Source organism: Streptomyces purpurascens, from assembly GCF_045040895.1.
In the GTDB taxonomy this organism is placed as follows: Bacteria; Actinomycetota; Actinomycetes; order Streptomycetales; family Streptomycetaceae; genus Streptomyces; species Streptomyces purpurascens.
The window spans coordinates 163,919-176,872 of record NZ_CP108341.1; the positions used below are offsets into that span (position 1 = coordinate 163,919).

General features: G+C 72.9%; 13 protein-coding genes. 9 read left to right on the forward strand and 4 right to left on the reverse strand.

Features of this window, described 5'->3' with window-relative positions; genetic code table 11:
* Nucleotides 1–91 precede the first annotated feature (91 nt).
* Nucleotides 92–520: a hypothetical protein gene (locus tag OHU35_RS00785; RefSeq protein ID WP_189729727.1), complete on the reverse strand. Its 429-nt coding sequence runs from the start codon at nt 518–520 to the stop codon at nt 92–94.
* A 139-nt stretch (nt 521–659) separates the two neighbouring features.
* Here OHU35_RS00785 and OHU35_RS00790 point away from each other — a divergent pair, with 139 nt between their 5' ends.
* The gene (locus OHU35_RS00790; protein ID WP_184598895.1) at nt 660–806 is read left to right on the forward strand and encodes a hypothetical protein; all 147 of its coding nucleotides are present in this window, start codon (nt 660–662) and stop codon (nt 804–806) included.
* A 56-nt stretch (nt 807–862) separates the two neighbouring features.
* Here the strand turns inward: OHU35_RS00790 and OHU35_RS00795 are convergent, their stop codons facing one another.
* Nucleotides 863–1,819 carry a DUF1731 domain-containing protein gene (locus OHU35_RS00795; RefSeq protein WP_359896234.1) on the reverse strand — a complete coding sequence of 319 codons (957 nt, stop codon included), beginning with the start codon at nt 1,817–1,819 and terminating at the stop codon, nt 863–865.
* Nucleotides 1,820–1,936: 117 nt separating this feature from the next.
* Here OHU35_RS00795 and OHU35_RS00800 point away from each other — a divergent pair, with 117 nt between their 5' ends.
* Nucleotides 1,937–2,263 carry an antibiotic biosynthesis monooxygenase gene (locus OHU35_RS00800; RefSeq protein WP_059416674.1) on the forward strand — a complete coding sequence of 109 codons (327 nt, stop codon included), beginning with the start codon at nt 1,937–1,939 and terminating at the stop codon, nt 2,261–2,263.
* Nucleotides 2,264–2,330: 67 nt separating this feature from the next.
* On the opposite strand, the gene OHU35_RS00805 is transcribed toward OHU35_RS00800, so the two are convergent.
* Nucleotides 2,331–3,683 carry a diacylglycerol/lipid kinase family protein gene (locus OHU35_RS00805; RefSeq protein ID WP_405504166.1) on the reverse strand — a complete coding sequence of 451 codons (1,353 nt, stop codon included), beginning with the start codon at nt 3,681–3,683 and terminating at the stop codon, nt 2,331–2,333.
* A 324-nt stretch (nt 3,684–4,007) separates the two neighbouring features.
* On the opposite strand from OHU35_RS00805, the gene OHU35_RS00810 reads away from it, so the two are divergent.
* The 5 genes from OHU35_RS00810 to OHU35_RS00830 all read left to right on the forward strand — a co-directional run bounded on the left by OHU35_RS00810 (nt 4,008) and on the right by OHU35_RS00830 (nt 8,093).
* Nucleotides 4,008–4,514: an SRPBCC family protein gene (locus OHU35_RS00810; RefSeq protein ID WP_359896236.1), complete on the forward strand. Its 507-nt coding sequence runs from the start codon at nt 4,008–4,010 to the stop codon at nt 4,512–4,514.
* Nucleotides 4,514–5,572, forward strand: a complete 1,059-nt coding sequence (locus OHU35_RS00815; RefSeq protein ID WP_189729735.1) for an LLM class flavin-dependent oxidoreductase — start codon at nt 4,514–4,516, stop codon at nt 5,570–5,572. The genes OHU35_RS00810 and OHU35_RS00815 overlap by 1 nt, the downstream gene beginning before the upstream one ends.
* 83 nt (nt 5,573–5,655) lie before the next feature.
* The gene (locus tag OHU35_RS00820; protein ID WP_405504168.1) at nt 5,656–6,354 is read left to right on the forward strand and encodes a hypothetical protein; all 699 of its coding nucleotides are present in this window, start codon (nt 5,656–5,658) and stop codon (nt 6,352–6,354) included.
* A gap of 145 nt (nt 6,355–6,499) precedes the next feature.
* A complete protein-coding gene (locus OHU35_RS00825; protein WP_405504169.1) occupies nt 6,500–6,892 on the forward strand; it encodes a hypothetical protein in 393 nt (130 codons plus the stop codon).
* Nucleotides 6,893–6,989: 97 nt separating this feature from the next.
* The gene (locus OHU35_RS00830) at nt 6,990–8,093 is read left to right on the forward strand and encodes a GNAT family N-acetyltransferase (RefSeq protein ID WP_189729916.1); all 1,104 of its coding nucleotides are present in this window, start codon (nt 6,990–6,992) and stop codon (nt 8,091–8,093) included.
* A 144-nt stretch (nt 8,094–8,237) separates the two neighbouring features.
* On the opposite strand, the gene OHU35_RS00835 is transcribed toward OHU35_RS00830, so the two are convergent.
* On the reverse strand, nt 8,238–8,825 hold the full coding sequence (locus tag OHU35_RS00835; RefSeq protein WP_359896238.1) for a hypothetical protein: 588 nt from the start codon (nt 8,823–8,825) through the stop codon (nt 8,238–8,240).
* 149 nt (nt 8,826–8,974) lie between these two features.
* On the opposite strand from OHU35_RS00835, the gene OHU35_RS00840 reads away from it, so the two are divergent.
* Both OHU35_RS00840 and OHU35_RS00845 read left to right on the forward strand, forming a co-directional pair.
* Nucleotides 8,975–11,548, forward strand: coding sequence for a SpoIIE family protein phosphatase (locus OHU35_RS00840; RefSeq protein ID WP_405504171.1), 2,574 nt, complete (start codon nt 8,975–8,977; stop codon nt 11,546–11,548).
* A gap of 731 nt (nt 11,549–12,279) precedes the next feature.
* The gene (locus tag OHU35_RS00845) at nt 12,280–12,942 is read left to right on the forward strand and encodes a GAF and ANTAR domain-containing protein (protein WP_267943895.1); all 663 of its coding nucleotides are present in this window, start codon (nt 12,280–12,282) and stop codon (nt 12,940–12,942) included.
* The last annotated feature ends 12 nt before the right edge of the window (nt 12,943–12,954 follow it).

Below are 12,954 nucleotides of genomic sequence, written 5' to 3' on the forward strand. Positions count from 1 at the left end.
AGGCGGCGCAGCGGACCACCGGGACGTCCGGTGATGCGCGCCGCGCCGCCTGCCCTCCTCGTGGCCGTCACGTCGAACGCCCTTGCCGTGGTCAGATCCGTCCGCCGGTGAACCGGGTGACGGGGCCGTGCGTGCCGCGCTCCGCGCGGCGTCCCACCGCGTACGACGCGGCGCTCAGGGCGGTCAGGCCGGCTCCGACGCCCGCGGCGACGATCTTGCGGTGGGCGATGACCGTCCAGGCCGTCTTGGCCGTGGCCGCGACGTGGCCCGAGGCCGTGACGACCGCCTGGCGGCCGGCCTCGACGCCCTTGGCCGCGGTCTGCATGGCCGCCGTCGTGGCCTCGGCGGAGCGCTCGGCGCCGGCCTTGACCGCTGACCCCGCGTCATCGGCCTTGGCCGCCGCGCGCTTCGCGGCCTGGGACGTCGGCGCGGTCGCCTTGTCCGCCGCGTTGCGTGCCTTGGACTCCGTCGTCCGGATGGTGGTCGGCTTCTGATTCGTGCGCTTGTTCTGTTCAGTCATGGACACCGACTTGCCTCTGACTCCGTCGGCAAACACGTTCGGTCGCGCACCATCCAGCCGGGTGAGGGCTGAGCACCTCGTCGAAGGGGTAGGCGGGCTACAGACAACAAGCACGTCAGAACACGAGCGAAGGTGCCTCATGGCCAACATCCTGGATCGCATCAAGCAGTTCGCCCGGAGCCCGCAGGGGCGGCGGGCCGTCGAGCAGGCGCGGCGGGCCGCGGCCGACCCCCGCAAGCGGGCCCAGGCCCAGCGCCTGCTGGGCAAGCTCCGCGGCCGCCACTGACCGGACCCCGGCCGGGACCCTTCAGACCGCGTCGGCGCCGCAGAGCTGACGCCGGCTCACTCCCCCTGATCGCCCCGGACGCGCAGCCGCCGTACGAGGTCGTCCGCGGCCTCCGGCCAGCCCGGGTGGTCGAAATCGAAGCCCGCTTCCAGCAGACGGCCGGGGACGACGCGTCGGCTCTTCAGCAGCAGTTCGGTGTCCGAACGCAGCACGAAGGCGCCGGCCTCGGCCATCCAGCGCGTCGCGGGCAGACCCACCGGCATCCCCCAGGCGGTGCGCAGGACACGCATGAAGACGCGCTGCGGCAGGGGCGTGGGAGCGGCGAGATTGACCGGGCCGGTGATGTCGTCCCGGGCGACGAGGAACTCCACGGCCCGGACGAAGTCCTGGTCGTGGATCCAGGACACGTACTGTGCGCCGCCGGCGACCGGGCCGCCGAGGCCGAGCCGGGCCAGCCGCAGCAGGACGTCGAAGACACCGCCCCGGTCCGGGCTCATCACCATGGCGGCGCGCAGGGCCACCTTCCGGGTGTCCGGCGTGTCGGCGGCCTCCTGCTCCCGCTCCCAGGCCTTGGCGATGTCGACGCTGTAGGCCCAGTAGCCGGGGGTGCCGGGTTCGGCTCCGCCGATCACGCCGGTGGCCTCGTCGTGGGGCGCGTCGAAGCGGTGGGCGTAGATGGTCGCGGTGCTCATCTGGAGCCAGACCCGGGGCGGCCGGGCGGCTTTGGCGATGGCCTCGCCCACGACCCGGGCGGAGTCGACCCGCGAGTCCATCATGTCGCGGAGGTTGGCCGGGGTGTAGCGGCAGCTGACGCTCCGGCCGGCCAGGTTGACGACGACGTCGCTGCCGTCGATCTCTTCGGTCCACGGTCCCGGGGTCGCACCGTCCCAGTGCACTTCACCCGGGCGTACGGGGCGCCTGCTCAGCACCACGACGTCATGTCCGGCGGCGCTCAGCGCGCGCTTGAGGAGCGTGCCGACCTGTCCGGTCCCGCCGGGTATCACGATCTTCATGAAGGTCTCCCCCTCGACGTGTGGGATCGACCCTAGCTCACATTTGAACGCGTTCAAAACATCCGGGGGCGCAGGTCCCGGTCCCGGCACGGATGTGCCGTCGGGCAAGATGGGGCCATGAGCGTAGTCAAGATCAATGTGCTGACCGTGCCCGCCGAGCAGCGGGAGACGCTGGAGAAGCGGTTCGCCTCCCGCGCGCACACCGTGGAGAGCTCCGACGGGTTCGAGTGGTTCGAGCTCCTCCGCCCGGTGGAGGGCACCGACACCTACCTCGTCTACACGCGGTGGCGTGACGAGGCGTCGTTCCAGGCCTGGATGGAGGGGCCGATGAAGGCCGCGCACCAGGGCGGCGGCGAGGGCGGCGAGCGGCCCAAGCCCGCCGCGAGCGACTCGACCCTCTGGTCCTTCGAGGTCGTGCAGCAGGCGGGGCCGAAGGGCGCGTAGCCCGCTTGAGCGTATGTGCGAGGTCCCCCATGCCGCTTCGGGCATGGGGGACCTCGCACATACAGGCTCAGGAGCGCCGGGAACGCGTGGGCGCGGCGGTACGGCCGACCGCGGCCGCCAGTTTGCGGAGCCGGCGCCAGTCCAGGCGCGGTGGCGCCTCGGGGACTCCGGGGCGGTTGCGGGGCACCCGGACACGCAGGGCCCGGCGTGCGATGCGGCAGTGGACGGGGGCGGGCAGGGTGAGCGCCTCGCCGTCGAGGCCGACTTCGAGATGCGGTTCGTCGGCGTCGACGACGACGTGCTGGGCGGTGAGGACGGTGAGGCCTTCCGGGCGCGGGGACAGCAGGAGTTCGGCCGCTTCCACGGCGCTGTCCACGCGGACGGCGAGCACGCCCAGCTTCCCGGAGTTGAGCCGCTCGCGCCGCCCGAAGCCGAACGGGTCGTCCATGCGGTAGGCGTTGTTGCTGACCAGGACGGCCTGCGGGTCGGCGATGGTGGTGCCGTCGGCGCTGGCCGTCAGACGCGGGCCGCTCTGCCGGGTGAGCAGCTCGGGCAGCCGATCCAGCGCGGCACCCACCTTGTCATCGCGATAGCCGGGGCTCTGGACGACGGCCCCGTAGATGCCGAACGACGCGTTGTTGACGAAGGGGCGGTCGTCGGCGAAGCCGAGGTCGACGCGGAGTTCGACCCCGTCCGTGAGGGCGTCGAGGCAGGTGGACGGGTCGTCCCGGTCCAGGCCCAGGTCCATGGCGAAGTGGTTGCGTGTGCCGGCCGAGATAACGAGGAACGGGAGGCCGTGTTCCGCCGCGACGGCGGCGACCATCGCCTGCGTACCGTCGCCGCCCGCGACGCCCAGGAGGTCGGCTCCGTCGGCCACGGCGGCCTTGGCCAGGGCAGTGACGTCCTGGTGGTGGTCCGGGTCGAGCAGGACGACCTGGGCGCCCAGCTCCTCGGCCTTCTCCTTCAGGGAGAACTTCTCGACCTTGCCGCCGCCGGAACGCGGGTTGAGCAGGAGGAAGGGGCGCTGCGGCGGCGGTGTGCGGTACTCCTTGACCCGTACCGGCCGCAGGCCCGTGCTGCGCAGGGCGTAGCGGCCGCTCCAGACCGCGAGACACCACAGCAGCAGCGAGGCGAAGACCACCCAGATCAGGTTCGCGGCCGCGAAGAGGATGATGACGCCGACGGGGGCGACGACGGCCAGCACGGCCGCCGCCATGCGTGCCGGTCCGCGGCGGGACAGGACCCACCAGAGCGCCGCCGCGGTCAGGGCGAGTCCCACCAGGCCGGCCAGAAGCAGCAGCAGTCCTTTCAGACCGCCGGAGACGAGAGGCAGCAACGCCGCCAGCGCGACCGCGGCCAGGGCTCCCCTGGCCGCCCATCTCTGCCGGCGGTGATCCCGCTCGCCCATCGCCGATCCCATCTCGTTCCTCCGCTCGAAGGCCGGCTCGGGCGTACCCTCGCGACCGCGCCCGGCCGTGCATCATGGTGCCCGCCGACGGATCGGCTCGGCCACTGCCACCCCTGATGACTCCCCACCGGCGGGCATGTCAGACGTGAAGATCCCCCGGGGTGCAGCCATCGGTAGCGTACGCGGCCCCGCGAACGTGGTTCCGCGCACCGGGGCACATCGGCGCCCACCTTCACCGCCCCTTGGAGGGACGGACACACACACCCTCTTGACCTGGTGAGTCTTATTACGAAACCCTGCCGTCACAGTCCCTGTCGACGAGGAGGCCGGCACGCGATGAAGTGGACGGGCGCGCGGTACGCGGACGAACCGACGGTCGAGGTGACGACGTGGATCGCCGCTCCGCCGGGGAGGGTGTGGGCGCTGGTGTCGGATGTGACGCGGATGCCGGACCTGAGCGAGGAATTGCAGTGGGCGGGGTGGGTCGACGGAGCCGCCGGGCCGGCCGTCGGGGCTCGGTTCACCGGCCGGAGCAGGCACGAGACGTTCGGTGAGTGGGAGACGACCTCCACGGTCGTCGCCTGTGACCCGGAGCGGGTGTTCGCCTGGGCGGTCGGGGATCCTGCCGAGCCCAGTGCCGTCTGGCGGTTCGGGCTCGAGCCCAGGGACGGCGGGACCGAGCTGTCGCAGTGGATGCGGATGGGGCCGGGGCGCTCCGGCCTCTCCTTCGCGATCGACGCCATGCCGGAGAAGGAGCAGAAGATCGTGTTCGTGAGGCTGCGGGAGTTCGAACGAGGCATGACCGCCACGCTGGAGCACATCAGGCAGCGGGCGGAGGCGTGATGCGCACGGCGACGACCGTCGAGGCGGCGGCCCTCGGTTCCTGGTCCCGGCAGGCCGACTTCGTCGTCGAGGCGGAGAAACTGGGGCTCGACGTCTGCTGGGTGGCCGAGGCGTGGGGGTCGGACGCCCCGTCCGCCCTGGGCTTCTACGCGGCCCGTACGGAACGGATGCTGCTGGGCTCCGCCGTCATGCAGGTCGGGACGCGCACGCCGGTGGCCCTCGCCCAGGCGGCGATCACCCTGTCCAACCTGTCCGGCGGGCGTTTCCTGCTGGGTCTGGGCCCGTCCGGACCGCAGGTGATGGAGGGCCTGCACGGGGTGCCGTTCGCCCGTCCGCTGGCCCGGACGCGCGAGACGGTGGAGATCGTGCGGCAGGTGGTCGCGGGCGGCAAGATCTCCCATTCCGGCTCCGAGTTCAGGATTCCGCTGCCCGGCGGGGAGGCGGTGCCGATGCGCCTGTCGATGCGGGCCGAGCACCCGGTCCCCGTGTACCTGGCCGCGCTGTCGCCCGCGATGCTGCGGCTGACCGGCCAGGTCGCGGACGGCTGGCTCGGCACCAGCTTCGTACCGGAGGGCGCGGCGGATGCCTACTTCGCTCCGCTGGACGAGGGGCTGGCCGCCTCCGGCCGCGGACGCGCCGGGTTCGACGTCTGCCAGGGCGCCGAGGTCGCGTTCGCCCGGGACGAGGAGGCACTCGGCGCCATGATCGCGAGCCGGAGGAAGGAACTCGCCTTCAGCCTGGGCGGCATGGGTTCCGCGTCGACCAACTTCTACAACCGGGCCTACGGCCGGCAGGGCTGGGCCGAGGTCGCGGCGGAGGTGCGGGAGCGCTGGCAGGCGGGCGACCGGGACGGTGCGGCGGGTCTCGTCACCGACGAGATGGTGCTGGCCACCACGCTCATCGGCACCGAGGAGATGGTGCGGCGGCGACTGCGGGTCTGGCGGGACGCCGGTGTGGACACGGTCCGTCTCTATCCGGCCGGGGAGACCCTGGACGACCGGCTCGACACCCTTGGCCGAGCGATCGAGTTGGTCCGCGAGACCGGTGCCGGTGCGTGATCCCTGCCTGTCCGCCACGCGCACCGGCGGGCAGGTAGGCTCCCGTGCTGATCATCGGCCGACACGAACATCTGGGGGGCTCCGTGCGGGCCATTGCCACCGCGACGACGACCGCGCTCGCGTGCCTGCTGACGGGCGCCGCCCTGGCCGGGTGCGGCTCCGGCGGCACCGGAGAGGACAAGTCCGCCGGCGACCTCCTCGACGAGGCCAACGCGACGATGCGAAAGCTGGACTCCGTCACCGTCGCCATCACCAACCGCACGACGAGCGGCGCCACCGTGACCAGCCATCTCGTGACCGACCTGGACGGCCGGTGCAGGTCGAAGACCGAGATGACCGGAGGCGCCGCCCTGGAGCAGATCCGTCTGGGCGAGACCGACTACGTCCGGCCGAACCGGGCCTACCTGCAGAAGTGGAAGAAGATCCCGGGTGTCACCGGCGAGCAGAAGCTGTGGGTGAAGACGCCGGTGGACCCGGCCGGTTCGGGCGACGGACTCACCTCGTGCGAACGGCCCTTCGACTCGTTCGGCACGGCGAAGAAGGGCGGCTCCACCCGGGTCGGAGGCAAGAAGGCCATCGAGCTGATCGTGACGGACAAGGCTGACAAGGAAGGGACGTACACCTTCTACGTGGCCGACGAAGGCAAGCCCTACCTGCTCAAGACCGTCTACAAGAGCGGTGCGCAGCAGACCACCACCTCGTTCAGCGCCTTCGACGAGCCGCTCGACGTACGGGCGCCGAAGGCGGGCGAGGTACTGAGCATGCCCGGCGGCATCCGCTGACCTGATCCCGCAAGAAGGGCGGCAGCGCTTTCCGTTGGATTTCGGCAGCAACTGTCCGAGCGGGGCGAATCAGCCCACAAGGGCTTGACGGGGGCGAGATGCGCTCGGCCTACTGGTAGGCGCAGCGGCCGTGTCGGGGGGTCTGATGGTGCGGCGACGATGGGCGGCGGTGGTGGGCCTGGTGGCCTGCCTGCTGTTGCTGCAGCTCGCCGTCCCCGGGCTCACGCAGGGCGAGCGCACGGCGGGGGCCGAGGTCACGGCAGCCGTGGAGATGCGGACAACCGGTGCGGCCTCGGCGCCTGAGGCCGAAGGAGCCGGGGAGTCCTGTCCGTGCGAGGAGGAGCCGTCGCTCCGGCACCTGACGGCAAGGACCCCGAGGGCCGCGGGCGCGGGCGCGGGTGGGGCGAGCGCGGTGGTGACCGGGGCGCCCGTGGCGGACCGGGGCGGTACGGACATCCGGGCGGCGGGGACGAGCCGGTGCGCGGGGACGGTCGGATCCGCCCCGAACGCCATTGAGCTGCAGACGTTCCGCTGCTGAGTGACGGCAGTACCGACAAGGGCCTGCGCCGTGCGGCCTGAGTACTGCCTGGTGCCGATTCGCGGCGATGTGCAGGCCTTCGTGTGTCCCCATGCCGATGACACAGGAGGCAGAGTTGCCTGGAAAGCGCGTTCTCGTTCTGCGGCCGGACGAACTGGGCCCGAACGACCAGAAGATGTGGCGGGAGATTCGGACGGAGTCCGCGGCCCCCGCGAATCCCTTTCTCGACCCGGCGTTCACCACCCTGGTGGGGCAGGTCAGGCCGGGAGCGAGAGTGGCGGTGCTGCTCGACGACGACTCCCCGGTCGGGTTCTTCCCCTACGAGAGGGGACCCTTGGGCCAGGGCCGGGCCATCGGGCTCGGCGTGTCCGACAGTCAGGGGGCCGTGCTGCGGCCCGGGATCCGGCTCGACGCCCGCGGGTTACTGCGGTCCTGCGCACTGTCTTCCTGGGAGTTCGACAACCTCGAAGCCGGCCAGGGACTGTTCGTGCCGCACGCGGCCGAGGAACTCGCCTCCCCGGTCGTCGACATCGGCGAGGGCTTCGAGCTGTACGCGAAGCGGCTGCGGGCGAAGTCGCCGAGCTTCCTCAGACAGACCCTGGCCAAGGAACGCAAGCTGGCCCGGCAGGTCGGCGAGGTGCGGTTCGTGTACGACGCCCGGGACCCGGACGCTCTGCGGGCGCTGATGGACTGGAAGTCGGCGCAGTACCGGCGGACCGGCCGGCGCGACCGGTTCGCGCAGGAGTGGATCACCCGGCTGGTGACGCTGCTCGGGGAGAGCGAGGAACCGGAGTGCCGTGGTGTGCTGTCCGTGCTCTACGCCGCGGACCGGCCCGTGGCCGCGCACTTCGGTCCGCGCTCGCGCACGGTGCTGTCCTGGTGGTTCCCGGCGTACGACCGCGCCTACGCCAAGTACTCCCCCGGCCTCGTGCTGCAGCTCAAGATGCTGGAGGCCGCAGCGGCCGACGGTGTCGAGACGGTCGATCTGGGGAGCGGCCCCGCCCGCTACAAGGAGTCGCTCAAGACCCGTGACCTGCGGGTGTACGAAGGGGCGGTGGTACGGCCGGTGCCGGGCGGAGCCGTCCAGTGGCTGGGCCGGGAGCCCGCCCGGGCCGCCCGCCGCTTCGTGCGCAACCGGCCGCGCCTGGCCGGCACCGCGGCACGGACCCTGGCGGAACTGGGGCGCGTGCGCGGCCGGTGAGAACGGTCCCGCGGGGCGGGCGCGGTGGCCCTGGCGGGCGCGGGCCGAGCGGACGTATCACCGTTGCGGCGCTTGCCCTGTCGCCTTCCTGCGGATCGCCCGGACCCGCGCGCCCGGCTCCGGAGAACCGGGCGCGCCGTGCCGTCACCTCGTGGCGGTCCAGCTGTGGGCGACGTCCACGATGATGCGGTCGTCCAGCTGCAGCACCCGGAAGGGCAGCCGGGCGCGGAGGCCGAGTCCGATCTGGGTCTCCCCCTCGAAGCTGCCGGCGAAGCGGGTGTCCCGGAAGGTGCGGTAGCCGGTGAGGTCCACACCCGGCAGCGGGCGCGCCGCCCGGCCGGGATACGTGGCGGCGCCGGTCTCCGGGTCGTAGGCGGGCGCGGCCACCCGCACCTCGAGGACGGCTCCGCCGGTCACGGGAATGTGGCGGCCCGATCCGTCCTGGTGGAGCCGGTCGACATAGCGGACGGAGTAGCCGACGTCGCCGCCCGCGCCGGGCAGGTCGATGACCATCCGGTCGTAGCAGGTGTGACGGCCGGTTCTGATGTCCTTCACCGGCGCGATCGTGGCGCTGGTGTCGGTCTTGGCGAGGCTTCCCCAGCCGGTCGGGCACGCCGCGGCCTGCGTCGCCTGCCGGGTGGCGGCCGGAGCCGCGCCGGCCGGGACCGCCGCCACGCCCACCGTGGCACCCACGAGCGCGAGAGTCGCGCATGCTGTTCTGATTCGTACCATTTTCGCCCCCGAGGCTTGCGTGTTGCTGATATCGGGTGAGACGGCCGTGACGACCGAAAGGTTGCACTTGCCGCGCCGGAGTGCAGACCATGGCACATCCTGATGGGGAGCGATTGGTGTCCGGTGCGTCCGTACCGGGAGGACCCGAGATGGATGAGGCAGCCGCCGTACCGGACGAGCCGCGGTCACCCGGCGGCCCGGGCCGGGGCGGGGGTGAGGGCCGGGTCCGGACCGGGGACACCGGCCGGATGGAGGATGCCCTCACCGTTCCGCTGATCGCGGCCGTACGGGACCTCGGGGGATACGGCGGCCTTGTCTACCTGCGCTCCCGCGACCGGCGCTCGCTGGTGCTGGCCCTGGTGACCGGGGTGCCCCGGTCGCTGCTCAAGGCGTGGTGGCGGGTGCCCATGAGCGGGGCCCTGCCCATGGCTGAGGCCTTCCGGCGCGACGAGACCCTGTGGCTGCCGGACGAGCGCGTCACCATGCTGCGCTTCCCGCACTTCACCGCCGGGCTGCCGTACTCGTTCGGCTCCGCCCACCAGCCCGTCCGGGCCGGCGGGGAGGCCGTGGGCGTGCTGGTCGTGCTGCGCTCTGCCGCCCGGTCGCCGATGGACGCGGAGGCGGTGGATCTCGCGCTGGGCCCCGCCGAGCGGGACATGGAGGAGCGCCTCGGCCGTCTCGCCGCCGGCCGGTCCGGCGCGGGTTCCGGCGCGTACCGGGTCGAGTACGACGACGAACCCGTCAGCGTGCGGCTGCCCACGGCCGCCGTGCGCCCCGTGCGGGTCGGGCTTCTCGACTGGGACCTGGACAGCGACCGGTGCACTCCGGACGACGAGGCCCTCGCGCTCCTCGGCATCGCCGGGGCGGACTTCGACGGCACCATGGCGGCCGTCGAGGCCCGCGTCAGCCCGGAGGACCTGCACGAGCTACGGGCGAGCCGACAGGACGCGCTGACGCACGGCCGGGTCAGATCCCGTCACTTCCGGATCCGGGACGAGTCCGTCGGCGGCGGGGAGATCAGCTACCGGCCCGTCGAACTGTGGGGCCATCTCGTGCGCGACGGCACCGGCTCCGCCCGGATCCTGGTGGGCGCCCTCGTCGACGCGGCCGGCGGGCTCACCGCGGCCGAGGCCGCCGAGCGGCTGCCCGACGGGCTGTTCTCCCTGGACCAGGACGGCCGTGTGACGTACGGCAACCGCCGCTGCGAGGAACTGCTCGGCGCCGGCCGGGAGGAGCTCCTCGGCCGCTATCCGTGGGAGGTGATCACCTGGCTCCGGGATCCCGCGTACGAGGACCGCTACCGGGCGGCGATGCTGTCGCAGGAACAGGTGTCCTTCCTCGTGCGGCATCCCGCCGGGAACTGGCTGAGCTTCGTGCTGTACCCGGATGTGCACGGGCTGACCGGCCGAGTCCATCCGACCGTCCCGCCCACCGGAGGCGAGGCGGCGCGCGAGGCCGGGTCGTCCGCCGGTCCCGTGCCGGGCGCCGCGGCCGTGGCGCCGCCGCCCGGGCCGGTCGCGGCGGCACGGGCCGGGGCGCTGTACCACGTGGTGCAGATGGCGAGCGTGCTCACCGAGGCGGTCACCGTGCAGGACGTGTGCCGGGCCGTGTCCGAGCAGTTGCTGCCCGCGTTCGGCGCGCGGGAACTCGCCCTGTACACCGTCCGCGAGGGCCGGATGTACCTGCAGTGGGAGTCGGGCTATCCGGAGGGCTTCCTCAACCAGTTCGAGGGGGTCGCCCTCGACACGCGACTGCCCGGCGTCCACGCGCTGACCACGCGGCTGCCGCTCTTCTTCGAGTCGCCCGAGGACCTCTCCGTCGCCTACCCGGGCATCGCCCTGGACCGGATGCACGCCTGGTCGTTCCTGCCGCTGATCGCCTCCGGTCATCCCGTCGGCTCCTGCATCCTCGGCTGGGACGCACCGCACCGGTTCACCGCCGACGAGCGCTCCGCCCTCACCGCGCTGAGCGGGCTGGCCGCCCAGGCCATGGAGCGGGCACGGCTCTACGACTCGGAGTCCGCCGTCGCCCGCGGCCTCCAGGAGGGGCTGCTGCCGCACCGGCTGCCCGCCGTCGAGGGGCTGCGCACGGCCGGCCGCTATCTGCCCGGCACGCAGGGCATGGCCATCGGCGGCGACTGGTACGACGTGATCACGACGGGGCGTGGCGTGGCCCTGGTGATCGGGGACGTCGAGGGCCACAGTGTCGGCGCCGCCGCGGTGATGGGCCAGCTGCGCAGTGCCGTGCATGCCTTCGCCGCGAGCGAGCGGCCGCCGCAGGAGGTCATCACCCACACCAACCGGCTGCTGGCCGAGCTGGAGTCGGACGTCTTCGCCACCTGCTGCTACATCGAACTCGACCCGCGCAATGGGCGCGCGCTCGCCGTGCGGGCCGGCCATCCCCCGCCGCTGCTGCGCCACCCCGACGGGCACGCGGAGCCGCTGGACCTGGTGGGCGGGGTCATGCTGGGTGTGCAGCCCGACTCGGTCTATCCCGTCACCGCGCTCACGCTGGCCCCCGGCAGCGTCCTCGCCCTGTACACCGACGGGCTCGTGGAACAGCCCGGCAGCGACATCGAGACGGGCATCGAGGAGGTCCGCCGCGCCCTGGCCGACACCCCGGCGGACTCGGTGGAGCTTCTCGCCGACCGCCTGGTGAGAACGGCCCGGCGCGCACCCGAGCGACCGGACGACGTGGCCCTGCTGCTGACGGCGTACCGCTGACGGGCGGACTGCCGGGGTATGGCCACGGCTGCGCCGACCGACTCCGCCGCATCCGGGCCCGCCGGACTCCGGATTCACCGCCATACCGGGCCCGGCGGGTTCCGGCACATCCCGGGGCCGGTGAGCGCCGACGCGTCCGGCCCGACTGCCGCCGGCACATCCAGACCAGTGGACACCGCCGCCCCCCAGCCCGACGGACACCGGCACGTCCAAACCCGGCAGGCGCCACCGCCCCCGACCCGCCCGACACCAGCACACCCAGACCGGTGGACACCGCCGCCCCCAGCCCGACCGGCACCGGCACGTCCAGACCCGGCAAGCACCACCGCACCCGGCCCGCCCGACACCAGCACACCCAGCCCGACCGACACCGACACACCCAGACCCGGCAAGCACCACCGCAACCGGCCCGCCCGACACCAGCACACCCAGACCCGGCAAGCACCACCGCACCCGGTCCCGGCGGGGTTCCGGGGCATCGCAGGCCTGCACGGCGGGTGCGGTTGCCCTGGCCTTTCGTCGGTCCGGTCGTCCAAGTTCTCGCCAGGTCCTGCCACCTCGTCTCCGGCCGGTCCCGCCGCCTCGGGCTCTCGTCGGTCCCGCCGCCTCGGCATCGCTCGCCCGGTCGCGGCACCGGGCCGCTCGGACGGGCGCAGTGGCCCGGAGTACGGTGGTCGGGACCGGTGAGCGAGGCGGTGGTGGCGGTGGAGTGGCAGCGGTACGCCGAGCAGATGGCGCAGCTCGCCCGGGATCTGGTGTCCCAGGATTCGGTGCAGGCGACGCTGGACGAGATCGCCGCTGCGGCGGTGAAGCTCGTCGAGGGCTGTGACGCGGCGGGCATCCTGACGGTGTCCAAGGGCCGGGCCGTGACGCTGGCGGTGTGCGGCGACATGGTCGAGGAGTCCGACCGGCTGCAGGGGGAGCTGGGCGAGGGGCCGTGCTTCGACGCCGCCCGCCGTGTGGACGGCGAGCGGCTGTTCCGTATCGCCGACATGACCACGCCGCAGCCGTCCTGGCCGCGGTTCTCCCAGGCGGCCCGTGATCTGGGGATCGGCAGCATGACCGGTGTACTGCTCTACACCGAGCAGGAGAACTTCGGCGCGCTGAACCTCTACTCGCGCCGCCCGGGTGCCTTCGGCAAGGACATCGAGGCCGCGGGCTGGCTGCTCGCCTCCCATGCCGCCGTGGCTCTCGCCACCGCCCGCACCGTCGACCAGCTGGAGCACGCCCTGGACACCCGGCATGCCGTGGGAGAGGCCATGGGGATCCTCATGGAACGGCACCGGCTGAGCGAGGACGAGGCCTTCGGCGTGCTGCGGCGTATCTCGCAGAACCACAACATCAAGCTGCGCGACGTCGCCCGGCACGTCCGCACGGAGCCCGGCCAGGTCTGACCGGAGCGCTTC